Raw genomic sequence first — 25,514 nt, forward strand, 5'->3', positions numbered from 1 at the left:
ATATGGTTAAATATATTCCTTTTGAGAATAAAATCGCTTTAATAAATAGAATAATCCGACTGCTAAGCATAAACTCGCTGCAGCTAAGCTAGTGGTAATCATGGCGTGTTCACCTTCGGTAGGGGTATGTGAAAGTTTATAGCTGCTGTAGCATAAGAGAGCTGTGATACATAAACAGCAGGAGCTAATCAGTTCATACCGCTTTTTGAACCCAATAATAGATAGTAATACAATCAAATAAATTCCGCTCACCATCATCATAATTGGAAACTGAGGGTGGAATTTAATTGTATATAACAAATAATCGATGTGAGAATAGTGATGAACCGCCGAGGACTTTGTTAGCTCCCCGGACAAACTAGCTGATAAAGGTCCTTCAAGCATTGAAGAGCCGTTATACCAAGTAGCGACTGAGGAAAGTAAAAAAACAAAACAACTTGCAAATAGCTGCGTCATGCATTTTATTGACACGTATAGAAAGCTCCTCTCAATAACCATCTTTTGTTAATACAAGTCCGAAAATTATTATAGCAGGTTTTGAAAGTAAAAAAAGTACTATTGGAATGGTTTCATAAAACGTTCATATTTGAAAAGGTTTGTTTTTTTAAAGGAAAGGGAAAAAAGGTGAAACGGAAGATATGAATAGAGGAGAGAGAAAGATGAAGGCAGCAGTGATTTTGAATCCAAACGCAGGAAACAAAAAATTAGTAAATGAAATTGACTTTATATGTGATCGGTTAAACACAGCATTTGATGCGGTTACTTTATATAAAACAGAGCAACCTGGAGACGGTGCCGATCTGGTAAGAAAATTGGAAGGCAAAGCGGATGTCATTATTGGAGCAGGGGGAGACGGGACAATTTATGAGCTCATCAATGCTCTTGCTCCACTGGAGCAACGTCCTTTATTTGCTATTTTACCTGGAGGAACGTGCAACGACTTTTCGCGTGCAATTGGAATGAATCAAAATCCTTTAAAAGCAGTGGAGCAAATTATAGAAAAGCAGACGGAGACAGTGGATGTTGGAAAACATGCCGAAGATTATTTTTTAAACTTTTGGGGAATCGGCCTCGTAGCTGATGTATCTGAAAATATTTTAGAAGAAAACAAAGAGAAATTTGGTAAGCTCTCTTACTACATGAGTATAGGTAGAACTTTAAATCAAGCAGAGCCTTTTCAATTAAAAATGACGAGCGAAAAAGCTTCCTATGAAGGAGAAGCTGTTATGGTGTTAATTGGAAACGGTCCTTTTTTAGGAGGAACTCGTGCTATGCTAGGAAACAGCTCATTTCAAGATGGATTATTAGATGTATTTGTTATTAAAGAAATGGGAATCGAGCCGGTTATGGCATGGTTACAAACAACCCCTGATGAGGAACAGCTTGACCCTGAAAGCAACCTTATGCATTTTCGTGCAAAAGAAGTCCGTATAGAAACCACTCCTGAAAAAACGGTAGATTGTGATGGAGAAAAAGAAACTACAACACCTTCCACGATTACGGTTCTCCACAATCACATAAACATGATAGTAGGAAACAGATAAAAAAACGCTGGAACTTCCAGCGTTTTTTTTATGAAGACAGCCATCGTGGAGAAGTGAAGAGCATAATCATTATGCTGCTCATCGTAATAACAAGCATGGAGTAGCAAAAAGCAGTAAATCCGATAATATGTAAGCCCACTATCATAATCGTACTGTCTAAGATAAAAATGGTTATTCCTATATTGATTTTCCATTTTTTTGATACAATAATGGCAATTAAATCAAGCCCGTCCGAACTGATGCCGTAGCGAAGCATCAGTCCTATTCCCATTCCTACGAGTGCGCCTCCAAGCAGTGAGCTAAAAAGTAAAGGAAGCTTCAGCGTGCCTTCGAGAATAGACAGCCATTCCGTCATAAAAAAAGAAACAAATAAACCTATACTTCCATAAAAAAAGTTTTGACGATGACGAAAAAAAGCATATAAATAGACAGGTACGTTCAAAAAGAAAATGGACATTCCGATAGGAGTTCCAAACACATAATATACGATAAGCCCAAATCCTATAAGTCCACCGTCTAGTAAGTGATACGGAGCAATAAATCCGTTTAGCCCTAGTCCAATTAATAAGCTGCCACAGCAAATCGAAACCACTCTCGAAAAAATATTCCTCACCCTATACGTTAAATTTTAATAGGAGTACTCGTCCATCTATGTATATGGCAAGCTTAGGTTATTTAGAAGTAAAGAAGAAGGAAAAAGAAAATTATGTAAAAAGTATTGATTCTATAACTCCGATATTCTATAGTTAATCTAACTTCGTTTTCACGACAATTTCTTGACTTTTTACGATAGTGTTTAACTGTTTGTGTTTTTTAATATGTAAAAAAGTTGTGTTCTGTGAAAAGCATACGATTGTAATAAGTCGATAAAAGCAAGTCACTATATAAAGGGGTTGGTTACGTGTAGGATTCTCTTTCTTTTCAGTCATACTAAAAAGAAAGAGGGATTGTCGTGAAAAATCGTTCCGTACTTTTTTTATGGTTTGGTCAAAGCCAAGCCAATTTAGCAGATGTATTATATATTGTTGCGTTAATCAGCATTCTTTACGCTCAAAATAGTTCTCCTGTGCTACTTTCATGCATTCCGTTTACCATTACGACTGCTAAGTTTTTGAGCAGTTTCACTGTGCCTTTTCTTATAGATCGCTACAAAGCTAAGCGTATTCTTGTGGTGTCTCAGCTGTTGAAAACAAGTATTTTATCTATGTTTTTCTTGAGGGATCTGTCGCTTATTGGCATGCTGTGCTGCGTTGCGCTTATTGCTTTTTTTGATGGGTGGGCAGCTCCGGTTCAAAGCTCTATGCTTCCTCATTTAGTAGATAAAGAGAAGCTGTTAAGGTGGAACAGTATGTTCAATGTCACCGATCAAACGATTCAAATTGCAGCCTACCCGCTTGGAAGCTTCCTGATCATTAGTTGGAACGCTACTGGCCTTTTATGGCTGTCATTTTCGTTATTCAGTTTATCAATCGTATTCATGCAGGCCGTTCGTATTCACGTTCATTCTTCTAAAATGAATCAAAAACAAGGGTTAAAAGAGGGATGGAAGCTAATTTGGCATTATCCGCGCCTGCGGGTTCTATTAGTCATGGAGGTTCTAGAAGGAATGGCTGCCGGCGTTTGGGCATCAGCTATTGTCTACGTGTTTGTGAAAGAGGTATTAAATAAAAATGAAGCTTGGTGGGGATATATTAACAGCAGTTTTTTTATTGGAACGCTTCTTGGAGGTTTCGTTTTGTTGAAGCTTTCAGTTGAGCAAGAGAAAAGCCTTTATCATATCGTAACACTAGGCAGTCTTTTTTCAGGTTCTTTTACATTATTGTTCGGAGTGACGTCTGTTCCTTTGCTTTCACTATTAATTAGTTTCGCTATTGGCATTGCCCTTCAAATGAGCGCTACGTGTTCTTACACGCTTACACAAACGGCCGTTCCGTTAGAAAAGCTTCCTAAAGTGTTTTCCGCTACGCTGAGCGTTTCATATGTGACGTTTGGGCTTTCAGTGCTGCTGCTTGGGGCTATTGCTTCACTAAATGTGACGGTGGCGTTTCTAACAGCAGGAGGACTCATTATAATCAGTGGTTGTGTAGGTTTATTATTAAGGAACTATGCGCTTTATAAATAAGAAAGGTTGCTATTTGCAACCTTTTTTTAGAAACTTCGCATTTTCCCTCTTAAGTACAAGCTGTATAAGGTTTTTTATTTTAAATACCCATTGTGTAAAAATAAGAAGCTTTTCACGAAAATGAAAGGAAAAAAAGTATGGCTATCGAATTATGTTAAGAGCGTTGAGCTAAAAGGAGTGATTAAATGGTTGTCATTCGACAGGCGGTTGAAACCGATCGAGAGCGACTGGCTACATTAATGCAAGAATATATAGTGAAATTCTGTGAGCAGCCTGACCCTTCTCGGAAAGCTTTAACTTTACATATTAAGCGCTTATTGAACAATCCTTCCTACGGCATACAGTTTGTCGCTGAATTGGAAGGGAAACTAGTAGGTTTTGCGACAGTGTACATATCGTGGAGCACCTATTATTTTCAAGAAACAGCTGTTTTAAAAGACTTGTACGTATCTCCTTTAAACAGAGGAAATAAAATTGGTGAACGTTTGGTTAAGATTTGCCTTGCCTATTCTCAAAAGTATGAATTTGCAGGTATGACCGCTGAGTGCAGCAGTGAAAATTTAGTTGCCCAAAACCTTTATCAAAAAATGAACGGCAAAGAAAATGCAGGGATTCAATACCGTTTTTTTTAAGAGAAGTGCAGCTTTTACTTTTAAGACTTCTACTAAATGGCAAAAATATGTTATAGTATGAAAAGTGAAAATGATGAAAATGTTGGTGGGCTATATGTTAAATGATCATATTTATAGTAGGAAGGAAGTTGGACTAGCTGTTTGAAAGACGGCCATCCTATTTTTAGTATAGCCGCAAGGAAGGAGCAGGACCTTGAAAAAAAACCCAATCTTAAACGCGTGGAAAATAGTAACTGCGACGAGCGGTTTTTTACTTGCGCTGTTTATCTTTAAAGTCCGAAAAGGAAGATAATCATATAAAAAAAGCTCCTGAAACCGAGGAGCTTTTTATTATTTAGTAATAGGAAACGTCAATGGAGTCACTGTTGATAAAGAATCTTGATAGGAATGATAGGTGAAATAATGACGTTTTGAACTATAGATAGTCATATAAAGTAAATAATCATATTTCGTTTCCATATAGAAAAAAACACCGTCTACTTCGAGTCTATAGAAATAGTACGAAATTCCGAGTAATGTTTGGTTTTGTACGATTGTGCTTGGATTTTCTTTAATCCATTCATACAGTTCAAACACACTCACTCCTGGTGATGAGTGCAGTGTATGTACTTTATCGTATAACTTATCAGATGCATCAGAAACGGACTGTTTTAATTGGTGAAATAAGTTGGACATTTGTTCTTTCATCATGATGATCTCCTTTACGGGTAGTCACCTATTAGCATGCTCGAAGAAATCCACGCTTATGTATAAGTTAGTGGATCGCTGATTTGAATTTGCCACCTTGCGCTTCTTGTGTATCCATAATCGTTGTAAATGCATGCGGATCAATTTCCGAAATAATGGTTTTAAGCTTGGTAATTTCTAAACGCGTCACCACTACGTATATGACTTCTTTTTCTGTACCTTCAAATCCACCTTTACCATACAGCTTCGTAACTCCCCGTCCTAGACGATGCGTAATAGCATCTGATAGCTCTTCATAGTGATCTGAAACAATAAAGGCCGCTTTTGTTTCATCAAGCCCTTGAATAATCGCATCAATAGTTTTAGAAGCAATATAGTACGTAAGGATAGAGTACATGGCCTGTTCCCAACCTAGCACAAACCCTGCCCAAGCAAAAATGAAGATATTTAAAAACATTACAAATTCGCCTACAGAAAACGGAATTTTTTTTGTTAATAAAATGCCTAAAATCTCAGTTCCATCTAACGCGCCTCCGTGACGAATGACCGTCCCTACACCTGCTCCTAATAGCAGCCCCCCAAATACAGTGGCAAGAAGCGGTTCAGATGTTACAGCTGGAACGTGGTGCAATTGAGATTCTACAATGGATAAAGCAACAACTGCAAACATAGATGAAAAGCAGAAGCTCCGACCAATTTGTTTATATCCACTATATAAAAAAGGGAGATTAAAGATGATGATAAGAAGACTGAACGGCAATTTCGTTAAGTAAACTAAAATTAGAGAAATCCCGATAATACCACCATCAATCACGGAATTTGGGACTAAAAATAATTCGATAGAAACGGCAGCCAAGGAAGCTCCAATTAACATCATAATGTAGCGATAAATGAGCCGACCTGCCTTTTCCTTTTTGTGCTGTTTCGTTGTCATAAAATCTTTCCTTTCAAAATACTGCCTCTACGCATTAAACAGACTCTTACTAGTATAACTAAGTTTTGGGAACTCTATCCAATTATCTACTTTAAAAAAGACTAGCCAGAATAAACAAAATCCTGTTAAATTAAACGGTAGACATTTGCTAAAATAAAGGAGTTGTACATATGATAAACGTTTATATTCCAGCGCTTCAAACAAGCGCTGGTGAAAAAGCGGCACGCTATATTGATACATTAACAAAACCGCTAGGAAGCCTTGGAAGACTAGAAGAAATAGCAGTTGAATTAGCGGCAATGACAGGGGAAGTTTTTCCTGCAGTCACTCCACCAGGAGTCCTCGTTTTTGCAGGCGATCATGGAATTGTAAAAGAAGGAGTTTCAGCCTATCCTCAAGACGTAACGGCACAAATGGCGCTAAATTTCTTGCAGGGAGGAGCAGCTATTAACGTGTTTAGTCAGCAAATAGATGCACAGTTCAAACTGATTGACATCGGCATTGCTTCACACCTTTCCCATAAGGACCTTGTACAGCGAAAAGTGAAGCTAGGCACGGCAAGTTTTCTTAAAGAAGAGGCGATGACTCGTAATGAGGCAGAACAGGCTGTTCAAGTCGGATATGAGGAAGCTGAAAAGCTTATTTCCCAAGGAATCAAATGTTTAATTGTAGGAGAAATGGGCATCGGAAATACTACGTCAAGCACGGCTATTTTAGCTGTATTAACAGGGGAAAAAGTCTCTAAGCTTGCAGGAATGGGCACAGGTATTTCTAACGAACAACTACGTCACAAAGTGAACGTGATTGAAGAAGCGCTGCAAAACAGGCATATTAACCCTCAAGATCCGATTGATATCATCAGTAAAATAGGGGGACTTGAAATTGCTGGAATGGCAGGTGCTATGTTAGCGGCAGCTGCTCATCGCATTCCTATTTTAATAGATGGTTTTATTTGTACAGTTGCAGCCCTTCTAGCGACAGAAATCAATACACAAGCAAGAGACTATATGTTTGCTAGTCACCAATCTGTTGAACAAGGTCACGCGTGTGCGATGAAGCTTCTTGATAAGAAACCGCTTCTCAATCTCAATCTTCGCTTAGGTGAAGGAAGTGGAGCTGCTGTTACATTTCCGCTGTTGCACTCAGCTTCACTGATGATTGCCAATATGGCCACGTTTCAATCTGCAGGAGTGTCTGAAAAAGAATAAAATAAAAAAAGACATGGGAAGAAAGCCATGTCTTTTTTGTTTATTTTATAAAAAAACTTATATTTTTAACATCATAAACCAGTAAATGCTAAAGCTAGCACCTGTTAAAATAAATGATCCAATAATTAACAATACCAGTGCAACGCGTCGTTTAATCGCTTGAATTTCTCTATCTTTTGGCAACCGTCCCATTGGTCTTCCTCCATTATGTAAATATTTCACGTATTTTCCTATTTTACTCCGCTTTAAAAAGAGAGAACATATGTCAAAGTTACTAAAAATCAAATTATTCCACAAAAAATTTGTATCCCTGTTACAGCAGTGCAAAGAATACGTATTCTGCTAGTTAGAAAAGAAATACTCTAAAGGTTTACTTACATGACAACAACCTTTATCATATAACTGACTATACTATGATGTTATCCAAAGTTGGAAGAAATCTCAATAAATGTGAGTATTATAATTACATAATAAGAGTCAGAAAATTTTAAAAAAGAGTGTGAGCAAACATGAACGGTATGTTGATTATTCGGAAAGGTGCTCCTTTTTATGAAGGAGCTTCCGTGCCTATTCCAAAAGATAAAGCCTGTATTATCGGACGAAGCAGTGAAGAATGGGAGCCTTATCTGGCTTTTCAAAGTGCTTACATTTCACGCAAGCATTTTGAAGTAACGTATGAAAATAATGCGTTTTTTATTACAGACTTGTTTAGTAAACACGGTACAAAAGTGAACGGAGAAGAGTTACGATCTGGAACTGGTCGTTTATTGAAAGAGCACGATATCATTACCTTAGCAAATGAGGAGGCAGCTTTAGTATTTAAAAATGACGATAACGACATGGATGCAACCCTCGATTTAGGACCTATGCTAAAACAAATAAGCAAGCCATTTTATACATTAGATCCAATTTTGCAGAAAGTAAAAGTAAAAGGGGAAACGTATATTTTGTCAGATAAAGAATACGCATGCTTAGCGTATCTTCTAGAAAACAACAATCAATTTGTTTCAAAAGAAGCATTAAAAAAAAGCGTTTGGCCTGAACGAGTAGAGTCAAATGGAGAAATTCTAGTAGCAGCGGAAGAGCTAAATGCGCTGATTTACCGCGTGCGTAAAAAAATAGGCATGTATTTAGAAATCGAAGTGATTCGAGGAAAAGGATACTGGCTGCACTTTAACGAAAATGGACGTGAATAGAATCACGTCCATTTTTTAGTCTAGTTTTACAGCATGTACACGTATGTGTTTAGCTTCTGCTAGCCAAGATCCGTTTTGAAAAAGCTTGTCTTGCATTCTATTTTCTAAGCGTGTAATGATGACATTTTTTGTTTCTGTCGTCACATGAGCAAAAAGAGGAGCTGCATTTGTTTCCAGCCAATTACGCAAGCCGTTTTCTCCTTTTAACAAGAAGGGACGACTGTAGTGTATGGCAGTGATGACATGAAAATTATGTGATTCCAAAAGGGAAGAATATTCAGCTACAGAAGGAAAATACCAAGGAAAATCTACATCGCGATAAGGAATATCAAACGTTTTAAATTGACGAATGATTTCTGTGAAAATTTCGTCCATATTTCCTTTCCCCCAAAACTCTGCTACAAATCGGCCATTTGGTTTTAAAGCATTGTAAATGTTTTTAATGACAAGGTGGGGGGGACGGATGTCGTGCAAAGTTGCATTGGAAAAAACAGCTTCAAATTGTTCGGAATAAGGAAGGTTAAGGGCATTTAATTGTTCAAAAGATAGAGTTGGATACTGATGACGAGCCTGTTCAATCATATTTTCAGAGCAATCGATGCCCGTGGCATGGACATGAAGCTTATCGAGCTGCGAAATGAATTCACCAGTGCCACAGCCAATATCTAAAATATGTTCGCCAGCTTGAGGAGAAAGAAGGTTCATAGCACTTCCTCCAAATGAAGAAACAAACGGAAGATGATACACTTGAGCAATTTTTTGTTGATTAACAGTTTGACTCATGAAGTGATTCCTCCTTTGTAAAAGATGATGACTATCGTTTTATAAGAAGAAACAAGCTTTGAATAGTAGATATGAAGTGATTGATAGAATTATACCATATATCTAACTTATTATGCCGAAAACTGCAAAGAAAAAGCGCACCAAACTTCTAGCTTGGGCGCTTACAGGCATGAACTATTTTATAACCTTAACCGAACTGAACAAATAGAGGAAGATCCGTATGACCCATTTCACGCACGTATACGTATAAATTTCCTTTATGATGAATTTCGTGGTCAATGGCCATTTGTAAAATTTGACTTCCAGTAAGCTTTCTTCCAAACGCTGCAGTTGTGTCAATTGTTTTGTTTAAATCATCTTCGCTAAGTGAGCGTAATACGTCTACTGTTTTTTTCGTATATTCAGCTGAAAGGTCTGATAATGACTTACCACTAAAATCAGCTTTTTGACCAAGTGGAGATAAATCGCCGGATTTTACCACTGATGCAAATGCATAAAAAGATGTTAAAATATGCGTAGATAGGTCAAAAGCGGACATAGATGTTGGAGCAGGCTTGTAGTCGTAGTGACCTGCTTCAATTTTGTTGATTAATTCATTGGTTACGTTTCGATGGGCTAAAAAGTGATAAGTAATTTGTTCAACTGTCATAGTGAAATGCTCCTTTATTATGTATTTCGCTTCTGAGCATAGCATCTGAACATCAGAAAGCGAAGAAAAAAACCTTCACACAAAGAAAAACAGCTGCATGTGAGCAGCTGCTGTTCTTATTATTAGAAATTACGTTGTTTTAACTCTTCAAGTAATAACTCCATACCTTCGCGGCTTAAAGTTAATTTGCCATCTGCGATTGTTACGTTGTCAGAAGATACTTCGCCAGTAATCGCACAAGCACCATTCGGCTCATATTTCTTTAAAATAATTCGATCTGTTTCGACAAAAATTTCAACAGGATCTTTTACATCTATTTCAAGAACACGTCTTAACTCTTTAGGAATTACGATACGACCTAAATCATCTACTTTTCTTACAATACCAGTCGATTTCATTTTTTAATCACCTTTACTTTTATATTTTATTGAGTACACAAAATATTATTTTTGGAATTTCTAAGATGATTATATACTAGATAACCGCTAAATTTGTCGAAGTTATTAATATGTAAATGAACTGTAATATTATTGAAATATTATCTGTAAATACAAATCCTCCTACAATATGGAATATGTAGGTCTCTTTGTATGATATAGGAGATACAGGAATTAATTACATTTGACATACAATTTTATTTATGTTTATACAGCAACCTGCGGGTAACCTGCATGTAAGCGTGGAAGCAAATAAATTGAAAGAATGAAGAAAATATGATTAAATGTAAACGTTGACTGCTCAAAAAAATAAATCGTAATGATTACGCATTTTAAATAAAGAAAAAGAAATATATAGGAAAGGATGACAAAGAGTTTGGCTAAAAAATCAAAAGTTGTAAAAGAACAAAAACGTCAAGAGATAGTAGCGAAGTATGCGCAATTACGTCAAGAGCTGAAGGAAAAAGGAGATTACGAAGCGTTAAAAAAATTGCCTAGAGATTCTTCGCCAACGCGCTTAAATAATCGCTGCCGCGTTACCGGTCGTCCCAGAGGCTACCTTAGAAAATTTGAAATGTCACGCATCGCTTTTAGGGAATTGGCCTACAAAGGACAAATTCCAGGTGTTAAAAAAGCAAGCTGGTAACATAAAAGCCCTCATTATGAGGGCTTTTATTATTTATTAGCTGCAAAATATCGAGCAATTCCTTGATAAATACCTGTAGATATTTGCTGCTGATACGCGTTAGAAGAAACAATTTGCTCATCGTGAGAATTTGATAAAAAGCCCAATTCAAGCAGTACAGCACGCTGGTTGTTTTCTCGAGTAACATAATAATCGCCAAAACGAACGCCCATATCCTTCATAGAAGGCGCGTTTTCAGCCATGCTTTCTTGAATATATTTTGCTAATTCTTTATCTTTGGCTTCACTGTAATAAAATGACGCAATGCCGTTCGCAGAAGATGAAGTAGAAGCGTTATAGTGAATGCTGATAAATGCATCTGCATGCTTTGCTTCACTAACGTTCACACGTCCGCTTAGTGAAATAAAGGTATCGTTTGAACGCGTCATAAATACATTTGCTCCAGAATTAGCTAAGCGGCTTGCAACAAGTTTTGCTGTTGTTAACGCTAGATTTTTCTCAATTGATGATTTACCTGAAGTGCCAGGATCATATCCGCCGTGCCCAGCGTCTACTACAATAATTTTATCTTTCAAAGCAGCAGATGGAGCAGGTAAACTAGCTGAAGTTGTGGAACCAGCCGGAGCTGTTAGCCCTTTTGATACCCATGCTGTTTGACTCGCAGAGTACTGAATTTGCACCCAGTCATTTGCTTCACTTATTTTTTTGAATCTTTCACCTGCTTTTGCTACACGAATAATTCTCGCACTTAAGCTCGGCTGAGTACGCAAATTTGAAGCTTTTGAAATTTGAATCGAATGGGCTGTTTGTGAAGACTGTCCAGAATCAGCTTTTAAATACTGACTCGCCACCCAACCCGTTTGACCCGCTGCCGTTTTAATCTGTGACCAAGATCCGCTTTCTTTTAACACCGTTACTTTTGAATTGCGCGGTAAGTTCGTCACAATAGACGCGCTTGTGCTTGCCGAAGAACGAACGTTTAATGAACTTGCGTTAACGACCGCTGACTTGGATGACGTAGAACCAGAGTCGTTAGTGGGAGTAGAAGAACCAGAGCCCGCTTTTAAATACTGACTCGCTACCCAGCCCGTTTGACCCGCTGCCGTTTTGATCTGTGACCAAGATCCGCTTTCTTTTACTACCGTTACTTCCGAATTGCGCGATAAGTTCGTCACGATGGACGCGCTTGTGCTTGCCGAAGAACGAACGTTTAATGAACTTGCGTTAACGGTCGCTGACTTGGATATCGAATTTGCCGTAGACGTACTGTTTGTTTGTGTTTTGTTTATGTATTGAGATGAAATCCAAGCTTCTTTACCGTTATACGTAATTTTAGCCCATCCTTTGCTTTCATCTACTATATTAACGGTGTTTCCCTTCGTTATTTTTCCAACGATGGCACCGCTTGTACTAGGCATCGCGCGTACATTTAACGATGTAGCAGTTACTTTGGCCGATTCAGCTGCGTCTGCATCAATCGAATGCAAAAGCAATGAAGAGCTTAAAAGAACAGAAGAAACGGCTGTGTACATAATATGTTTTTTATTCATTTTTTCCTCCTTGCAAATTACAAATTTCAACATAATGTTATTAGTATACAAAGCATATATCGGCAATAAATCTAAAATTTCAAGTAAAATCTACTATTATCTTATGCTACCGATATTATCCATCATACTATATGTCGAAATTCAGTTGTATAATGAATTTGAACTATCTGCCATCCAATCGTAGAAGATGTAACATATCTAAAAACTGCATGCATATGAAAGATATAAGTTATAAGATTTATAAAGGTTGAACGGCTGCCGGTCCTTACTCACGGCTCTTTCGAAAGCATTTTTTATGTTAGCAAAATATAAAGCTGTATAAAAAAAGTGCGATGGAATATGATAGAGGAGAGATAGAAAATAAAAGCGTATCTATCTTTTGGAGGAGGAAACATCCACAATTATGAAACATTTAGAATAAAAATAACAAAAATATATAAAATAATACAAAGCCTGTCTATATCGATGTAAAGCTCGTCGCATAAACTAAAAGTAAATAGTTAGAAAATTCTTTCTTTTTACTTTGAAACATGGTACAGTATAAAAAAGTGAAAGGGTGGAAACTGATATGCGAAAGATTGTTCAGTATGAAACAAAGTGGTCGCTTTTGTATCAAATGGAAAAAGAAGCGTTACTTAATACACTAAAAGATTTTTCAGTAGACATCGAACATATTGGAAGCACGTCCGTTCCAGGATTGGCAGGTTCACCAATCGTTGATATTTTAATCGGAGTCAAACGCGAAGAAGACATAAATGAAGTGCGCGCTATATTAAAAAATAAATCTCACGTATATGTAGCGGAAAAAGAGATGTTTGTCTTATTAAAAGAAGGCGTTCCGGCTGCACACTACCCTCCAATTATGACAGCTAAAAATGCTCGTAAGCTCATTCCACATGATGCTAGAAGAAGTCATGTGTACGTAACGGTCAGTGAATCACCTTATTGGAATGAACGAATTAATTTTCGAGAGCAGTTACGCTCGAGCGAACGTACTAGAAAAAAATATGAAAGTATGAAATACGAGCTTTCAAAACGATTGTGGAACGATATTTCTACCTATGAGTACAAAAAAGAGGAATTCATTCAGCGCAGTCTATAAAAAACGTCATTTCAATTGAAATGACGTTTTTTGGGTTAATTATCTTGTAAAACAATTGTCTCAAGCTTGTCAGCAGTATTTACTGCAAGAACCGTATAGTTTTTACCGCTCTGAAGGTTTGTTCCGGGAAGACTTAGTATTTCTTTTCCATCCTCTGTGGAAACAGATAGATCGTACGAACCCGGATTTACTACTTGATAACCTGAAATGCTTTTAAAAGACAGATCTTTAAATAAAGGAGCAGCGCCTTTAGGACCTACATTTACCGCAGGAGCATCAGGAGATAAATGAGCAACACGTAAGCTGGCTTTTCCATCCATTCCTTGCTTATTATTCGTGAAAGCCTGTAGTTCAAGATTTTCTGCTTTATTTACAGCTGCTACTGTATACGACTTTCCACCGTCTACAACAAGTGTAGCTTCGATGATGGAATCTTTTGTTCCTTTTGTCTTCGCTTCGTATACTTCTACTTTATGAGAACCAGCTGACAAAGGCAGGGAGTTGGAGACATCTTTAAACTTTGTTCCTTCTACTAAGGCTTTGTCATCCACAAAAATGTCTACAGCTGGAGCATCCGGTGAAGCATGAACGATGCGAACTTCTGCATTTTGGGCTGTTCGCTCATCTGCAGCAGGAGGTGTTTCAGCGGCAAATACTAACATGCGGCTAAGTGCCAAGAATGCAATCACTGCTACCATTACGAAGAGTCGTTTCATCAAGTATCACTCCTTTTTTAGTATACACAGCTTTATGTAAAGAGAAGGACTGTGCAGTTGTTAGCGTATACTAAATAAAATCAACTATTCGTTTGTGTGTTAACTTTTGAGGTATTTACTGAGATTTCTGACGAAAAAATCGAAGAATAGCCGAAATATTGTACAGAGTTGTTAAGAACCATGTCAATAAAAAGCCTAAGCCAAGCCCGATATTGGCATCTATATACGTATGCGTGAAGTCATCATATACGACGTAGGCAAGAGGAGCAATGGACAGTAAAAATAAAAGAAAAAACAAGATCATTTTCCATCTGCTTGGAGTGAAAGTTAAATAAAATAAAAGTAAAGCGGAGAACAATAGAAGGCTGTCTCGAATAGCCCAAGGTAAAACGCCAATATGTGGATTAGCGAGAAGAAAAGTCGGGACAATTGAAAGGAGGAAAAGGAGAGACAGCAAAGTCACGTAAAGTGCGTGCTTTTTTGTAAAAGCCGGTACCAATAAAAATGCTGCGGTTGCACCCAAAAGAAAATTACAAATTAAAATAAACTCCATATAAAACACCTCATTTATTGAGTATCACTTTTAGTCTATTCAGGACGCTGTTAAAGTAGATAAAAAAAGCTGCGATGTTAATCGCAGCTTTTGGTTATTCAAATCTAAATTCTTAGCCTTGTAATGTTTTTACATCTAAAGGTGATACAAGTACTCCAGTTTGAGCAAATGCTACAAACTTTTGGAAGTGAGCTGATTTATTGTGCGCTTGGATTGCTTCTTCGCTTTTCCACTCTTCAATCATCATAAATGTATTAGGTGTAAAAGCATCTTCAAATAATTGATAGTTGTTATTTCCTTCTTCTTGTAAAGAATGCTTAATTAGTTCTTGTACATTTTCTAAAAAATCTTCTCTTTTTTCTGGATTAACTTTCATAGAAGCTTGTAAATGAATCATGGATGATTCCTCCTTTAATAATGGTGGTGCTTTATATTATTTGTTTTGTTTTTAATCTTTCATTCCATTTATTATTAAAATGAAGATAAGTTCGAATATCATCGAACAAAGAAACTATAACACCGATTAAATAACAGTGCAAGGATTTTAGTTCGAAAGTTATCGAACATTGATACACAAAAGAAGCTGTGTTATATTTTAAGCATGAGAAAACCTTATCAACCACCGAAATCTGAAATTAAATTAACGCCTATTTTACACGCATTGAGTGATCCTAACCGGCTGCGAATTGTACAGTGTTTAGCGACAAGAAAGGAGCAGACCTGTTCGTATTATCAAAAATTAAACGTATCAAAATCAACGCTTTCACATCATATCAAAGTACTTCGCGAAGCTGGAATTATCAAACTACGTATAGAAGGCACGCAGCACTATTATTCCTTGCGTTTAGAAGAACTTGAGGAATTATTCCCAGGCCTGCTTCCTCCTATTGTAAATATAGATGAGCAGTTATTTTAAAAAGCTGAACGATGTTTCGTTTAGCTTTTTTGTTCAAAATAAATGTGTCCATGCAGGCTGCATCCAGGATTAAAAGAAGAATGGCAGTGAGGGCAAGTCGAGTTACATGTTAAGTATTCATTAATTGATAGCTCATTTTTACATACTCCGCAAAGAATAGCTTTTTCATTAAACATAGATTTTGGCCATCTTTTAATGTCGTGATCAGCATGTCCGTTATGACATTGATAGCATGGATAATATGTATTACAGCAATAAAATTTTATTGCAATAATATCTCTATCAGTATAATAGTGCTTGCAGCGCGTTTCGGAATCCACTGTGTCACCTTTTACTATAGGTGCAGATTTGTTCATTATAATCACTCCTTATGAAAAGTATAGCATGCTTTTATACGCCTTATCATACATATGTAAAAAGAAAAATGCTATAATAAAACCATCGTTTTACATGTCAGATTGCATGCTAAAAAGATCAGATAAAAAATTGATGTCAAAACAGATCGATTAAGTGAAGTAAAGAGAGGAAGAAAAAATGAGTAAGCAAGTTATCGTTTTTACCGGAGGCGGAACAGCTGGACACGTAACACCAAACATTGCGATTATGAAAGAATTAGACAGTGAAAAATGGGATATCCATTATGTCGGTTCTCACAATGGTATTGAGAAAGAATTAATTACAAAATTAAACGTTCCATATCATGCGATTTCAAGCGGGAAGCTGCGTCGCTACGTGGATATGGAAAATGTAAAAGATGTATTTCGAGTAGCAAAAGGGGTTGGCGATGCACGTCGTGTGCTGAAAAAGTTAAAGCCTTCTCTTGTTTTTTCAAAAGGTGGTTTTGTCACAGTCCCTGTTGTAATGGCTGCTAAATCTTTAAACATTCCCGTATTCATTCATGAAAGTGATTTAACACCGGGATTGGCAAATAAAATTGCGCAGAAATTTGCCACTAAAATTTTCACTTCTTTTGATGAAGCTGCAAACTACTTTCCAAAAGAAAAAGTGCAGGTTGTTGGTTCACCTATTCGAAAAGAGCTATTTAGCGGAAGCGCAGCGAACGGGGAAAGCTGGCTTCGCTTTTATGATAAGCGCCCAATTTTAACCGTTATGGGCGGAAGTTTAGGAGCGCGCCGGATCAATGAAATTGTTCGAGAGTCTTTGCCTGAACTGCAAAAGAAATTTCAAATCGTCCACCTGTGCGGAAAAGGTAATATTGATACAAGCCTTGAAAAAGAGCCGGGCTATCGTCAGTTAGAATATGTAAATGAACAGCTCCCGGATGTTCTAGCGGCAACTGATTATGTGATTACACGCGGCGGATCAAATGCCATCTTTGAGTTTTTAGCTCTTCATAAACCGATGATGATTATTCCTTTATCAAAAGCACAAAGTCGCGGAGATCAAATTTTAAATGCACAATCCTTTAAGAAAAAAGGCTACTGTATGGTTGTAGAAGAAGAGCAGTTAACAAAAGAATTGTTTTTGCGTGAAGTAAATGAGCTTCAGCAACAGGCAAGTACAATGAAGCGTACAATGCGCGAAGCAACAAAAACGGATGCCATTTCGATTCTTGTAAATGAAATTGAGAAAATGAGCTAAAAAAAGCGTTCTTATCGGGGAGATAAGAACGCTTTTTTTCTAAAAGAGATGGATGAAGTAGGCTGTAAACTAATTCATAATGAAATGGAAAGTATTTTGTCACGCGCATCTGAACAAAATTTTGTACCAGTTGTAGATGATCAAAATGTTTTTACTGGACTCGTGCGGCGAAGAGAGATTATAGAGTATTGCATCTCTCAACTTTTTATACATGGAAAAACGCCTCTAAATGTGAAGATTTAGTTAAGTTTGCGTAAAAAACATAATTTTTACATAAAAGGTAGTCTCTTTTTATATAATTAATGTTATAATAAGAGATGTAAAGACGAAACTTGCGTAATGTAAGCCTCTAACATTTGTTAGAGGTTCTTTTTTTACATAACATAAAACATTTGATTTCAGTTCTTTCTATGGTTAAGTTAGAATAAGTGTTAAAGTAAGAGGTTTCTTGCTTTTTTACATAAGAAAAGTGAGCTGTACAAAGGAGACAAAGTATATTGACTACGGAAAAAACAAAAAGCGATCAATTACGCAGCATATTCAAAACTATTATCTTCGCTATCGCTCTAGTATTTATGATTCGCGCATTTTTATTTTCTCCGTATATTGTAGAAGGCGCTTCAATGAACCCAACGCTGCATAACGGAGAGCGTTTGTTTGTGAATAAACTGTCGTATTCACTCCATGATATTCGCCGCGGAGATATTGTGATTATTAAAGATGAGGCTAAGAATAAGCATTATGTAAAAAGAGTAATCGGTCTGCCAGGTGAAAAAATTGAAATGAAAAAAGATCAGCTTTATATTGATGATAAAAAAGTAAGTGAACCTTATTTAAAAACGAATCGTCAAATTGCCAACAACATGGATATGGAGCTTACAGGAGATTTTGAACCTGTTCAAATACCTAAAAACGAAGTATTTGTAATGGGTGATAACCGTCTGTACAGTATGGATAGCCGCAACGGTCTAGGTCTCATTGATGAGAAACGGATTGTTGGAAAAAGCGAATTTGTATTTTATCCCGTCAAAAAAATAAGAAAAACAACGTAAAAAGAAATGCCCATGAAGGTATTTCTTTTTTTATGCCTGCGTCTACTCCGCCTAAAGATGGGCAAGCTAAGGGAAAAAAGGTGTGAACCAATTGAAGACGGCCTACGAAAAATTATTTAAGCATTTTAAATTTGTTGATGTTCTTGAGATGAAAAACCGATTAGCAATGGGACCTATACTCACATACGCTTCACGGGAAAACGGGGAAATATCCGATATCGATCTGACTTTTTACGAAAAACGAGTAGGGGGCGTCAGTATGGTAATTATCGGCCCCGCATTTATCACAGAAAATGGCCAAGTAGCACGTGGTCAAATCGGAATTCATCGTGATCATGTAATACGAAAGCTTCATCAACTGACTCAGATGATTCATAAAAGAGGAGCTAAAGCGATTCTTCAACTATCACACGGGGGAAGAAAATGCGTAGAAATGGAAAATAAGTGGCAAGCAATTAGCCCGAGTGAAAAGCCTCATAAACGTAAAGGCAAAAAGCCTGTTCAAATGACCGAGCGCGATCTGACTTATATTGTTCAAGCATTTGGCGAAGCTACCACAAGAGCTATGGAAGCAGGGTTTGATGGAGTGGAAATTGACGGAGGAAATGAATGTTTACTGCAGCAGTTTATGTCAAGGCAAGCAAATGAACGAAGTGATTCTTATGGAGGAAGCGCAGAAAATCGCTTCACTTTTGCGCTTGAAGTTATTCGTGAAGTGACGCGTCGAGCAACTCATGCGGGTAAACCATTTATTGTGGGGTATACATTAGCGCCCAAAGAAAAAGGATATTTAGGAAATAAAGTGGAAGATACCCTTGGGTGGATTGATCGTCTTGTTCATACAGAAATTGACTATTTACATATTAGTGCTTTGCATGAACCTACCTTAAGGAGTGAAGAAAATCGTTCACTGCTTTCTTCGATTATTAAGCACGTTAATCACCGGGTCCCTCTTGTGAGTACAGGAGGCCTTACGGCAACAGAAGTAGCAGAAGCTTTTGAGCAAGGGCTGGCTTTAATTACGATTGAACAAGCATTAGTCGTACAGCCAGATTGGGTGGAAAAAGTGATAAATAGCGATGAGCCTGCTTCTATGGATGTGAAGTCATTAGATAAAGATGTGAGTTTGCCTCCTGAAGTGCTAACTCACTGGAAAGACCTGCATAAAGACTACCGCTCTTTTTAAGTAAGCGGTAGTTTTTATATTTGTGACTTAACAAGAAGAATTTTACTTTACTGATACTATAACCAAGCAGCATGCATAGACTAAAAGAAAAACCAAAAACACAGTTGACTTCTAGGAATAGTTAGGATTACAATATAAACAACTTATTTATAAAACGGACAGCTGATCGGACATACCGAAGGCTTCTAGCAAACAACTGTTAGAGGTCTTTTTGTGCTTTCTAACAGAAGATGAAAGTGGAGGGACAACATGAAAAAGTTAATTACATTTGCACTTATTGGCTTTTTAGCTCAGTTAATTGATGGATCACTCGGAATGGCATACGGGGTGACATCAACTACGCTACTTTTAACGTTTGGAATTGCACCAGCTGTGGCTTCAGCATCTGTTCACTTAGCAGAAGTTGTAACAACAGCAGCCTCTGGCGTTTCACATATTAAATTTGGAAACGTAGATAAATCGATGGTTTTAAAACTGATTATCCCTGGTTCCATCGGGGCTTTTGTGGGAGCCTGCTTCCTAAGTAATTTACCCGGAGATGCAGTAAGACCTTACGTCTCAACATTCTTATTGCTCCTAGGAGTTTATGTGTTATTTCGCTTTTTATTTACGTTTAAAACAAATGAAGAAAAGAGCACCAAACCTTTATCAACGAAGCAGTCCATTCCGTTAGGATTAATTGCTGGATTTGCTGATGCTACAGGAGGCGGCGGCTGGGGGCCGATTGCAACGCCTGTATTGCTAGCTAAAAAAGGCACAACGGCACGGAAAGTCGTTGGGACCGTGGATACAAGTGAATTTGCTATTGCCGTCTCGGCTACACTTGGCTTTTTAATTTCTCTTGGGTGGGAGCAGGTAAACTGGTTCTGGGTAGGAGCCCTTATGATTGGCGGAATTATTGCGGCTCCGATTGCTGCATGGTTTGTTCGTATTATCCCTGCTCACTTGCTTGGTTCGCTTGTTGGTGGGTTTATCATTTTAACAAATGCTAGAACACTCTTAAATACATGGGTATCAAGCAGCACAACTCAGATAGCTGTGTATGCATTCATATTTATTGTGTGGGCAGCAGCGATCATCTACTCACTTTTACAAGGAAAAAAATATAATCAAAATCGAAACGTAGAAGTTTCGTAATAAAGAGGCTGGGACAAAAGTATTTTAGTTGAAGGAAGATCCGAACGAGTTTGATTCTTGATTGAGAATCCAACTCGTTCGGATTTTTTCATTGGTATGGTGAACGTAGGTTTCATGTATGTAGTTGCTTCTAGCTGTTGATTGGAGGGCAAGGCGAAGACTCCTGCGGGAAAAGCGGAATAGGTGAGACCCCGCAGGAGCGTAAGCGACGAGGAGGCTCATCGCCTGTCCGCGGAAAGCGAAGTCTTGCACGGAAATCAACAGCGGTGTAACAAGTGAGTTATACTAGCTCATTTATCCAATTTGTTCGTCTTTAGATTGGATTGATTTAGTTATGTCTCAATCTCTTTTATTATCTGAATTCCGCAAAATAGACGAGCGTAGATATTTTTTTTGCGTCTTATGATACAATAGACGAGTTCATCCATGAGTGGGAATACTTTCTAACACATATAAAATTCATTGAATCGTCGAGGTGTGAAGCGTAAGTGGTCTATTTTATTTTAGTATTAGTAGCAGCTATCGAAGTTATTGTCTTATTGATTAATCGACCTGTATTTGCAAACATTCCGTATGTTCAAGTATATATTGTTCCTTTGTTAACAGTAATTGTAATAACGATGTTGCTTTCACGAAATCCAAAGAGATTTATGCGGTGGTTCAAACAAGGGCTTATTACGATTTCAGTCGTTGTGCTTGTGTTTGTACCGGTTCTCTATGCCAAAAATCTCCCGCTGTATGGTTATAATGAAGCAAAAAAAATACTTGCGCAAAGAGAACAGCTCTTGCTAAGTCAGTTTCAAAAAGGAAAATACGTATATCCAGCAAAAGACAGCCCTAAAAAATACCGTTATCTATTTAAAGTAAATCGTGGAAACGGCATGCTTGAATATGTATTCGACCCCTACACAGGCGGTTATGAAGTCGTGACAGATGTGATAAAAAAATAAAGGTTTAGCTTATTTGAAGCTAAGCCTTTTTATATGAGAAAAATTGGAACTTTTTGAAAATCTGTGCGTATTTATTAAAGAACGTTCACAAAAAAGTCACAAAAGGAGTTGCACAATGGGAAAGTTAGAATACCGACTGCTGAAGCCTGATGATACGTTTGTATCTATTTATCACTATCAATCTATTGAACTTGAACAAATTTTAGCAAGAAGAGAATGCGAATTTTTTGTTAAAGAAGGAATAACGTATAAACAAACTTCATCTGCAATCGAAGATGACATCCATATTATTTATGTAAAGGAACATGAGCAAGGAGCGAAAGAGCAGGTAGAAGACGATAATAGAGATATTACGTTAGAAGTCCGCGAACTCAATTCTCTTCGAGAACATCCAATTTTATTCGTCTCTTCATTTTATACGCATTTGGAAGTATTAAGCTATATCGGAACTATTTATACATACTACAATGGATTAGAATGGGAAAGAGACTCTGCAGAAATTGATGAAGATCGCCGCGTGTACAGTTTATATGTAACAAAAACAGGCGTAACGTATTAAGGGGGAAAGACGTAATGTCGAAAACAAAAAAAATGATGGCTGGGGTTTTGACCACAGCTTTAATGACATCACTCGTTGCCTGTGGTTCAACTGATCAGGCAAGACCGGCTAAACCGAAAGATAAATCGTGTGACAAGTGGAAATGGGATGAAGATACGCAAACGTACTACTGTTCAGATTCTTCTTCTTCGCACAGCGGTTCATATTATCACGGAGGCCGCTACTACGGCTCTAAAAAACAGCTGACCTCATCATCGCCCTATAAATCATTTAAATCAAGCAGCTCGTATAAATCTGGAATTGGGAGCGGCTCTAAAGGCGGTTTTGGCGGGTAATGCATAAAGAAAAGCGAGAAAAATTTTATAAAGAAATTGAAGGTTTTTGGTACGACTTATATGAAACAGAGTATGCTCTTTATGACGTACATATGGATTCTTCTCATATCATTCATTCTATTAAAGAAGCCGCAAATCAAATTGGAGAATTATTTCTTAAAACTGCACCTTTACTTCGTTCGTTAGATGATCAGACACTTTTTTCTTTAGGATTTCCAAAAGCTAGTCTCCCGTACCTACGACTGAAAACGATGGAAACAGAAAGTGTGATTTCGCGCCTTGATTTTGCTGTTACGGCTGATCAAATCAAGCTTTTAGAACTAAATGCGGATACGCCTACGTTCATTAAAGAATTATTTCATGTAAATGAGTTAGTCTGTCGTCATTTTCAGGTCCAAAATCCTAATAAGCCTGAAGAAAAAAAGCTTGCTTTAGCATTAAAACACGCCATTTTTGAAGCTTATAATGAGCTTGATAGAACGAACTATCCAAACGTTGTTTTTTCTTCTCATGATACACATGAAGAAGATAAGCTAACCACTCTTTATTTAATGAAGCTAGCCGATGTAGATGCTACATACGTTCCATTATCGCAGCTTCGAATTGTCCCTGCCTCTACAGTTGAAGAAGGTGAACATATAGAAGCGGGCGTATATGATCAATATGGACAAAAAATAGACGTACTCTATCGCCAAACTTATCCGCTTGAACATTTAATTGAAGATGAAGATCCGAGTACGCATGAAAAAGTGGGGCACATGCTTTTAACATTGGTACAACAAAAACAAGTAGCAATAATCAATCCGCCTTCTGCATTTTTGCTGCAGTCTAAAGCCGTGCAAGCACTCATTTGGGCTTTGCATGAACAAAATCATCTCTTTTTCACTAAAAGAGAGCATCACATCATTGAAACATACTTTTTACCAACGTATTTAGAAGAAGATCCATTTATTGAAAGAAAACAAGCATTTGTGAAGAAACCATCGTTTGGTCGTGAGGGAGATACCGTTGAAATTTATAATGAACGCGGAATCAAAATAGACGAAGATCAACATAAGACATATCAAGAATACGCTGCTGTGTATCAACAGTTTATTCCTTTGCCAACTGCAAAAATGAAGACGCAAACGCAAACAATAGAGGCTCATATCATGTACGGGTGCTTTTTATTAAATGGAAAAGCAAGCGCAGTAGGAATCCGGGCTGGAAATCAAATTACGGATAATGAATCGTATTATTTGCCGATTGGATTAAAATGAAAAGGGGAAATAAAAATGACACAATGGATTGATTGGGCTAGTATAGGGAGTTTTTTATCTCACGTAGCGGTAGGGTTAGGGCTATTATTTATCGGAGTAATGGTATTTGAATTAACAACAAAATTTAACGATCGTGAACTCATAAAAAAAGGCAATGTGGCGGTCGCTTTGAAGTTATGGGGAAAAGGAATTGGGCTTGCTATTGTCATTTTCACTGTATGGAGCAACAGCTTAAATTTGTTAGATGCAACTCTTTGGGGAATAGTAGGTATCATTACTCAAGTAGTGGCATATTGGATTATTGAATTTATCATGACGCCTAAAACGAGCTTAGCCAAAAAAGTAGAAGAAGGAAATGTAGCGGTTGGAGTAACTCTGTTTGCGGCGTCGATTGCCGTCGGCCTTATTGTAGCCGGAAGTTTAACATATTAAAAGAAGGCGATTCCTGTTTTACGGGGAATCGCTTTTTTTATGTCCAGATTGCTCGTGTTCAGTTAGTAATAATGTACGTGTATTTTCACGGTCGGCACGAACAATTTTTTGCTGTGTGTAAAGCGGAATGACAAAGAGCAAAATAAATAAAAAAACATAACTCATTTTTGTTATCCTCCCATGTAAATTGTAAACGCCTGCTAATAGTGTGTGACAAACAATACGTAAATATAGCATATTTGATTGGGTGAACTGGGAAAAATTGAGGGATGCGAAAAGAATATAATCTTACCTTCAACAAAAACTAAAATCAGTATAGAGGCACGTCTTTTATTAAGAAAGGAGTTGGGAAAAGTGAAAAGGTGGCTCATTTTGTGCTTATTGGTTGTAATCGCAGCTGGATGTGGACGCCCAGATGAAACGTCTCAACCGAGCATTTTCCTTATACCAGAAGGGTACAAAGGATGGGTTATGGTCGAATATGATAAAGATAATGGAAATCCTAGCAAGACAGAAGGAGACTACACTGTATTTAAAGTAAACGAGCAGGGAGTCGGGAAAACCAAAACGCTTTTAAGTGGCGGCGGCTGGGCAAGAAATAAATATTTCTACGTAAATAAAAATGGTCAGCGAAAGCAATTGAAGCAGGGGAAGATGATTCATGGAACGACTCAAGGTAACAAAAATCATACGGTAACATACTTTTTTGTCGGTACCGCAAAAGAGTTCGACAAGGCCGGGGACTATCGAAGAAAACTTACCGAAGAAAGTTCTTCGTAAGAAAAGAAACGTTGCCGCTTGAGCAACGTTTCTTTTCTATCTTCATTTGAATGTGCAAAAGACGGTGTCTTTTAAACGTTGAATTTCGTTTAATGCTTCTTTCTGCTTATGAATTACCCAATCTGGCAATGAGTGTTCAACCGACAGCTCGTCGAAACAAGCCCCGCATGTTTTAACTTCAATATAAGATTCAATATATTGAAGGTGATCTAAGTTATAAGCCCAAAGTCGACGTTCAGGGCATATTGTTTCTAAGTAAAGCGGAAGCTGAAAAAAAGGATCTACTGCTTCAGAAAGTTCTAACGGTCTCTGGCTATCAGCGTTGATTACGTCTAGATAGCCGCAATGAGGACACGTGCATGAGTGCGTTGACCCGCTCAATTTTTTATCCAGTTTTACAACTCGCGCACATAGTTCGCAGTTTGGACATTTTACTAAGATAAAGTCAAGGAACTTATCTAAAAATTGCTGCTGTATTACTTGCTGATTTGTCATTTTTTGTACCTCTAACTGTCAAACTTTTTTAGTTACGAAAATAAATAAGGAA

The 25,514-nt window shown here is 37.5% G+C and carries 34 protein-coding genes; 19 read left to right on the plus strand and 15 right to left on the minus strand.

Annotated features, from left to right (window positions below; genetic code table 11):
* Window positions 1-6 precede the first annotated feature (6 nt).
* A complete protein-coding gene (locus M3225_RS08950) occupies window positions 7-471 on the minus strand; it encodes a DUF4306 domain-containing protein (RefSeq protein WP_251392713.1) in 465 nt (154 codons plus the stop codon).
* Between the two features lie 188 nt (window positions 472-659).
* On the opposite strand from M3225_RS08950, the gene M3225_RS08955 reads away from it, so the two are divergent.
* Entirely contained in the window at window positions 660-1,544 is an 885-nt protein-coding gene (locus M3225_RS08955) for a diacylglycerol/lipid kinase family protein (protein ID WP_251392714.1), read from the plus strand.
* A 28-nt stretch (window positions 1,545-1,572) separates the two neighbouring features.
* On the opposite strand, the gene M3225_RS08960 is transcribed toward M3225_RS08955, so the two are convergent.
* A complete protein-coding gene (locus M3225_RS08960) occupies window positions 1,573-2,136 on the minus strand; it encodes a YitT family protein (protein ID WP_116514066.1) in 564 nt (187 codons plus the stop codon).
* Between the two features lie 360 nt (window positions 2,137-2,496).
* Between M3225_RS08960 and M3225_RS08965 the strand changes: the two genes are divergently transcribed.
* Window positions 2,497-3,666 (plus strand): MFS transporter, encoded by a 1,170-nt coding sequence (locus tag M3225_RS08965; protein WP_251392715.1) that lies wholly within the window; start codon window positions 2,497-2,499, stop codon window positions 3,664-3,666.
* Between the two features lie 185 nt (window positions 3,667-3,851).
* Window positions 3,852-4,298 carry a GNAT family N-acetyltransferase gene (locus M3225_RS08970; protein ID WP_251392717.1) on the plus strand — a complete coding sequence of 149 codons (447 nt, stop codon included), beginning with the start codon at window positions 3,852-3,854 and terminating at the stop codon, window positions 4,296-4,298.
* Window positions 4,299-4,628: 330 nt separating this feature from the next.
* Here M3225_RS08970 and M3225_RS08975 read toward each other — a convergent pair whose 3' ends face one another.
* Together M3225_RS08975 and M3225_RS08980 are read right to left on the minus strand one after the other, a co-directional pair.
* Complete coding sequence (locus tag M3225_RS08975; protein WP_251392719.1) at window positions 4,629-4,985, minus strand: hypothetical protein; 357 nt, start codon at window positions 4,983-4,985, stop codon at window positions 4,629-4,631.
* A gap of 67 nt (window positions 4,986-5,052) precedes the next feature.
* Window positions 5,053-5,919 carry a YitT family protein gene (locus M3225_RS08980; RefSeq protein ID WP_251392721.1) on the minus strand — a complete coding sequence of 289 codons (867 nt, stop codon included), beginning with the start codon at window positions 5,917-5,919 and terminating at the stop codon, window positions 5,053-5,055.
* A gap of 170 nt (window positions 5,920-6,089) precedes the next feature.
* Between M3225_RS08980 and cobT the strand changes: the two genes are divergently transcribed.
* Window positions 6,090-7,127, plus strand: coding sequence for a nicotinate-nucleotide--dimethylbenzimidazole phosphoribosyltransferase (cobT, locus tag M3225_RS08985; protein WP_251392722.1), 1,038 nt, complete (start codon window positions 6,090-6,092; stop codon window positions 7,125-7,127).
* A 57-nt stretch (window positions 7,128-7,184) separates the two neighbouring features.
* Here cobT and M3225_RS29490 read toward each other — a convergent pair whose 3' ends face one another.
* On the minus strand, window positions 7,185-7,319 hold the full coding sequence (locus tag M3225_RS29490) for a hypothetical protein (RefSeq protein ID WP_013057740.1): 135 nt from the start codon (window positions 7,317-7,319) through the stop codon (window positions 7,185-7,187).
* Between the two features lie 317 nt (window positions 7,320-7,636).
* Here M3225_RS29490 and M3225_RS08990 point away from each other — a divergent pair, with 317 nt between their 5' ends.
* Window positions 7,637-8,323, plus strand: a complete 687-nt coding sequence (locus M3225_RS08990; RefSeq protein WP_251392725.1) for an FHA domain-containing protein — start codon at window positions 7,637-7,639, stop codon at window positions 8,321-8,323.
* Window positions 8,324-8,338: 15 nt separating this feature from the next.
* On the opposite strand, the gene M3225_RS08995 is transcribed toward M3225_RS08990, so the two are convergent.
* From M3225_RS08995 to M3225_RS09005, 3 genes are all read right to left on the minus strand, one after another.
* A complete protein-coding gene (locus M3225_RS08995; RefSeq protein ID WP_251392726.1) occupies window positions 8,339-9,106 on the minus strand; it encodes a class I SAM-dependent methyltransferase in 768 nt (255 codons plus the stop codon).
* A 187-nt stretch (window positions 9,107-9,293) separates the two neighbouring features.
* Window positions 9,294-9,755: a DinB family protein gene (locus tag M3225_RS09000; protein WP_251392728.1), complete on the minus strand. Its 462-nt coding sequence runs from the start codon at window positions 9,753-9,755 to the stop codon at window positions 9,294-9,296.
* 122 nt (window positions 9,756-9,877) lie between these two features.
* Entirely contained in the window at window positions 9,878-10,153 is a 276-nt protein-coding gene (locus M3225_RS09005; RefSeq protein WP_013057736.1) for an AbrB/MazE/SpoVT family DNA-binding domain-containing protein, read from the minus strand.
* Window positions 10,154-10,568: 415 nt separating this feature from the next.
* Here M3225_RS09005 and rpsN point away from each other — a divergent pair, with 415 nt between their 5' ends.
* Window positions 10,569-10,838 carry a 30S ribosomal protein S14 gene (gene rpsN / locus M3225_RS09010; RefSeq protein WP_028414364.1) on the plus strand — a complete coding sequence of 90 codons (270 nt, stop codon included), beginning with the start codon at window positions 10,569-10,571 and terminating at the stop codon, window positions 10,836-10,838.
* Window positions 10,839-10,867: 29 nt separating this feature from the next.
* Here the strand turns inward: rpsN and M3225_RS09015 are convergent, their stop codons facing one another.
* Window positions 10,868-12,388, minus strand: coding sequence for an SH3 domain-containing protein (locus M3225_RS09015; protein ID WP_251392729.1), 1,521 nt, complete (start codon window positions 12,386-12,388; stop codon window positions 10,868-10,870).
* Window positions 12,389-12,956: 568 nt separating this feature from the next.
* Between M3225_RS09015 and M3225_RS09020 the strand changes: the two genes are divergently transcribed.
* Window positions 12,957-13,490 (plus strand): GrpB family protein, encoded by a 534-nt coding sequence (locus M3225_RS09020; protein ID WP_251392731.1) that lies wholly within the window; start codon window positions 12,957-12,959, stop codon window positions 13,488-13,490.
* A gap of 35 nt (window positions 13,491-13,525) precedes the next feature.
* Here the strand turns inward: M3225_RS09020 and M3225_RS09025 are convergent, their stop codons facing one another.
* The 3 genes from M3225_RS09025 to M3225_RS09035 all read right to left on the minus strand — a co-directional run bounded on the left by M3225_RS09025 (window position 13,526) and on the right by M3225_RS09035 (window position 15,156).
* Window positions 13,526-14,206 carry a DUF4397 domain-containing protein gene (locus M3225_RS09025; RefSeq protein WP_251392732.1) on the minus strand — a complete coding sequence of 227 codons (681 nt, stop codon included), beginning with the start codon at window positions 14,204-14,206 and terminating at the stop codon, window positions 13,526-13,528.
* A gap of 115 nt (window positions 14,207-14,321) precedes the next feature.
* Complete coding sequence (locus tag M3225_RS09030) at window positions 14,322-14,759, minus strand: hypothetical protein (RefSeq protein WP_251392733.1); 438 nt, start codon at window positions 14,757-14,759, stop codon at window positions 14,322-14,324.
* A 112-nt stretch (window positions 14,760-14,871) separates the two neighbouring features.
* Window positions 14,872-15,156: a putative quinol monooxygenase gene (locus M3225_RS09035; RefSeq protein ID WP_251392734.1), complete on the minus strand. Its 285-nt coding sequence runs from the start codon at window positions 15,154-15,156 to the stop codon at window positions 14,872-14,874.
* A 204-nt stretch (window positions 15,157-15,360) separates the two neighbouring features.
* Between M3225_RS09035 and M3225_RS09040 the strand changes: the two genes are divergently transcribed.
* A complete protein-coding gene (locus M3225_RS09040; protein WP_251392737.1) occupies window positions 15,361-15,675 on the plus strand; it encodes an ArsR/SmtB family transcription factor in 315 nt (104 codons plus the stop codon).
* Window positions 15,676-15,695: 20 nt separating this feature from the next.
* On the opposite strand, the gene M3225_RS09045 is transcribed toward M3225_RS09040, so the two are convergent.
* Entirely contained in the window at window positions 15,696-16,031 is a 336-nt protein-coding gene (locus M3225_RS09045; RefSeq protein WP_251392739.1) for a CHY zinc finger protein, read from the minus strand.
* Window positions 16,032-16,209: 178 nt separating this feature from the next.
* Here M3225_RS09045 and M3225_RS09050 point away from each other — a divergent pair, with 178 nt between their 5' ends.
* The 10 genes from M3225_RS09050 (at window position 16,210) to M3225_RS09095 (ending at window position 24,187) form a co-directional block, all read left to right on the plus strand.
* Window positions 16,210-17,277, plus strand: coding sequence for an undecaprenyldiphospho-muramoylpentapeptide beta-N-acetylglucosaminyltransferase (locus tag M3225_RS09050; RefSeq protein WP_251392740.1), 1,068 nt, complete (start codon window positions 16,210-16,212; stop codon window positions 17,275-17,277).
* A gap of 497 nt (window positions 17,278-17,774) precedes the next feature.
* The gene (gene lepB, locus M3225_RS09060) at window positions 17,775-18,329 is read left to right on the plus strand and encodes a signal peptidase I (protein ID WP_028412768.1); all 555 of its coding nucleotides are present in this window, start codon (window positions 17,775-17,777) and stop codon (window positions 18,327-18,329) included.
* A gap of 82 nt (window positions 18,330-18,411) precedes the next feature.
* The gene (locus tag M3225_RS09065; protein WP_251392742.1) at window positions 18,412-19,515 is read left to right on the plus strand and encodes an oxidoreductase; all 1,104 of its coding nucleotides are present in this window, start codon (window positions 18,412-18,414) and stop codon (window positions 19,513-19,515) included.
* A gap of 249 nt (window positions 19,516-19,764) precedes the next feature.
* Window positions 19,765-20,652 carry a sulfite exporter TauE/SafE family protein gene (locus M3225_RS09070; RefSeq protein WP_251392744.1) on the plus strand — a complete coding sequence of 296 codons (888 nt, stop codon included), beginning with the start codon at window positions 19,765-19,767 and terminating at the stop codon, window positions 20,650-20,652.
* A 137-nt stretch (window positions 20,653-20,789) separates the two neighbouring features.
* The gene (locus tag M3225_RS29495; protein ID WP_285885337.1) at window positions 20,790-20,924 is read left to right on the plus strand and encodes a hypothetical protein; all 135 of its coding nucleotides are present in this window, start codon (window positions 20,790-20,792) and stop codon (window positions 20,922-20,924) included.
* A gap of 216 nt (window positions 20,925-21,140) precedes the next feature.
* Window positions 21,141-21,602: a hypothetical protein gene (locus tag M3225_RS09075; protein WP_251392746.1), complete on the plus strand. Its 462-nt coding sequence runs from the start codon at window positions 21,141-21,143 to the stop codon at window positions 21,600-21,602.
* A gap of 115 nt (window positions 21,603-21,717) precedes the next feature.
* The gene (locus M3225_RS09080; RefSeq protein WP_251392747.1) at window positions 21,718-22,161 is read left to right on the plus strand and encodes a hypothetical protein; all 444 of its coding nucleotides are present in this window, start codon (window positions 21,718-21,720) and stop codon (window positions 22,159-22,161) included.
* 14 nt (window positions 22,162-22,175) lie between these two features.
* Window positions 22,176-22,496: a hypothetical protein gene (locus M3225_RS09085; protein ID WP_251392749.1), complete on the plus strand. Its 321-nt coding sequence runs from the start codon at window positions 22,176-22,178 to the stop codon at window positions 22,494-22,496.
* A complete protein-coding gene (locus M3225_RS09090; RefSeq protein ID WP_251392751.1) occupies window positions 22,496-23,755 on the plus strand; it encodes a glutathionylspermidine synthase family protein in 1,260 nt (419 codons plus the stop codon). Before M3225_RS09085 ends, M3225_RS09090 begins: the two co-directional genes overlap by 1 nt.
* 15 nt (window positions 23,756-23,770) lie before the next feature.
* Window positions 23,771-24,187 carry a DUF350 domain-containing protein gene (locus M3225_RS09095; RefSeq protein ID WP_251392753.1) on the plus strand — a complete coding sequence of 139 codons (417 nt, stop codon included), beginning with the start codon at window positions 23,771-23,773 and terminating at the stop codon, window positions 24,185-24,187.
* An 18-nt stretch (window positions 24,188-24,205) separates the two neighbouring features.
* On the opposite strand, the gene M3225_RS09100 is transcribed toward M3225_RS09095, so the two are convergent.
* A complete protein-coding gene (locus M3225_RS09100) occupies window positions 24,206-24,352 on the minus strand; it encodes a hypothetical protein (RefSeq protein WP_251392754.1) in 147 nt (48 codons plus the stop codon).
* 189 nt (window positions 24,353-24,541) lie between these two features.
* On the opposite strand from M3225_RS09100, the gene M3225_RS09105 reads away from it, so the two are divergent.
* On the plus strand, window positions 24,542-24,967 hold the full coding sequence (locus tag M3225_RS09105) for a DUF6843 domain-containing protein (protein WP_251392755.1): 426 nt from the start codon (window positions 24,542-24,544) through the stop codon (window positions 24,965-24,967).
* A gap of 42 nt (window positions 24,968-25,009) precedes the next feature.
* Here M3225_RS09105 and M3225_RS09110 read toward each other — a convergent pair whose 3' ends face one another.
* On the minus strand, window positions 25,010-25,462 hold the full coding sequence (locus tag M3225_RS09110; RefSeq protein WP_251392756.1) for a hypothetical protein: 453 nt from the start codon (window positions 25,460-25,462) through the stop codon (window positions 25,010-25,012).
* Between the last annotated feature and the right edge of the window lie 52 nt (window positions 25,463-25,514).

This window comes from Priestia aryabhattai, assembly GCF_023715685.1.
GTDB lineage: Bacteria > Bacillota > Bacilli > Bacillales > Bacillaceae_H > Priestia > Priestia aryabhattai_B.

What these genes read in the sequence shown, in the direction of transcription:
- M3225_RS09050 (WP_251392740.1), top strand. Translation starts at nt 16,210, where the DNA reads ATGAGTAAGCAAGTTATCGTTTTTACCGGAGGCGGAACAGCTGGACAC.
- M3225_RS09070 (WP_251392744.1), top strand. Translation starts at nt 19,765, where the DNA reads ATGAAAAAGTTAATTACATTTGCACTTATTGGCTTTTTAGCTCAGTTA.
- M3225_RS09110 (WP_251392756.1), bottom strand. Translation starts at nt 25,462, where the DNA reads ATGACAAATCAGCAAGTAATACAGCAGCAATTTTTAGATAAGTTCCTT.
- M3225_RS08990 (WP_251392725.1), top strand. Translation starts at nt 7,637, where the DNA reads ATGAACGGTATGTTGATTATTCGGAAAGGTGCTCCTTTTTATGAAGGA.
- M3225_RS09090 (WP_251392751.1), top strand. Translation starts at nt 22,496, where the DNA reads ATGCATAAAGAAAAGCGAGAAAAATTTTATAAAGAAATTGAAGGTTTT.
- M3225_RS09100 (WP_251392754.1), bottom strand. Translation starts at nt 24,352, where the DNA reads ATGAGTTATGTTTTTTTATTTATTTTGCTCTTTGTCATTCCGCTTTAC.
- M3225_RS08955 (WP_251392714.1), top strand. Translation starts at nt 660, where the DNA reads ATGAAGGCAGCAGTGATTTTGAATCCAAACGCAGGAAACAAAAAATTA.
- M3225_RS09035 (WP_251392734.1), bottom strand. Translation starts at nt 15,156, where the DNA reads ATGATTCATTTACAAGCTTCTATGAAAGTTAATCCAGAAAAAAGAGAA.
- M3225_RS08970 (WP_251392717.1), top strand. Translation starts at nt 3,852, where the DNA reads ATGGTTGTCATTCGACAGGCGGTTGAAACCGATCGAGAGCGACTGGCT.
- cobT (WP_251392722.1), top strand. Translation starts at nt 6,090, where the DNA reads ATGATAAACGTTTATATTCCAGCGCTTCAAACAAGCGCTGGTGAAAAA.
- M3225_RS09020 (WP_251392731.1), top strand. Translation starts at nt 12,957, where the DNA reads ATGCGAAAGATTGTTCAGTATGAAACAAAGTGGTCGCTTTTGTATCAA.
- M3225_RS09025 (WP_251392732.1), bottom strand. Translation starts at nt 14,206, where the DNA reads ATGAAACGACTCTTCGTAATGGTAGCAGTGATTGCATTCTTGGCACTT.
- M3225_RS09040 (WP_251392737.1), top strand. Translation starts at nt 15,361, where the DNA reads ATGAGAAAACCTTATCAACCACCGAAATCTGAAATTAAATTAACGCCT.
- M3225_RS09000 (WP_251392728.1), bottom strand. Translation starts at nt 9,755, where the DNA reads ATGACAGTTGAACAAATTACTTATCACTTTTTAGCCCATCGAAACGTA.
- M3225_RS29490 (WP_013057740.1), bottom strand. Translation starts at nt 7,319, where the DNA reads ATGGGACGGTTGCCAAAAGATAGAGAAATTCAAGCGATTAAACGACGC.
- M3225_RS09095 (WP_251392753.1), top strand. Translation starts at nt 23,771, where the DNA reads ATGACACAATGGATTGATTGGGCTAGTATAGGGAGTTTTTTATCTCAC.
- M3225_RS09030 (WP_251392733.1), bottom strand. Translation starts at nt 14,759, where the DNA reads ATGGAGTTTATTTTAATTTGTAATTTTCTTTTGGGTGCAACCGCAGCA.
- M3225_RS09005 (WP_013057736.1), bottom strand. Translation starts at nt 10,153, where the DNA reads ATGAAATCGACTGGTATTGTAAGAAAAGTAGATGATTTAGGTCGTATC.
- M3225_RS08980 (WP_251392721.1), bottom strand. Translation starts at nt 5,919, where the DNA reads ATGACAACGAAACAGCACAAAAAGGAAAAGGCAGGTCGGCTCATTTAT.
- M3225_RS09045 (WP_251392739.1), bottom strand. Translation starts at nt 16,031, where the DNA reads ATGAACAAATCTGCACCTATAGTAAAAGGTGACACAGTGGATTCCGAA.
- M3225_RS09015 (WP_251392729.1), bottom strand. Translation starts at nt 12,388, where the DNA reads ATGAATAAAAAACATATTATGTACACAGCCGTTTCTTCTGTTCTTTTA.
- M3225_RS08975 (WP_251392719.1), bottom strand. Translation starts at nt 4,985, where the DNA reads ATGAAAGAACAAATGTCCAACTTATTTCACCAATTAAAACAGTCCGTT.
- M3225_RS09080 (WP_251392747.1), top strand. Translation starts at nt 21,718, where the DNA reads ATGGGAAAGTTAGAATACCGACTGCTGAAGCCTGATGATACGTTTGTA.
- M3225_RS08995 (WP_251392726.1), bottom strand. Translation starts at nt 9,106, where the DNA reads ATGAGTCAAACTGTTAATCAACAAAAAATTGCTCAAGTGTATCATCTT.
- M3225_RS09085 (WP_251392749.1), top strand. Translation starts at nt 22,176, where the DNA reads ATGTCGAAAACAAAAAAAATGATGGCTGGGGTTTTGACCACAGCTTTA.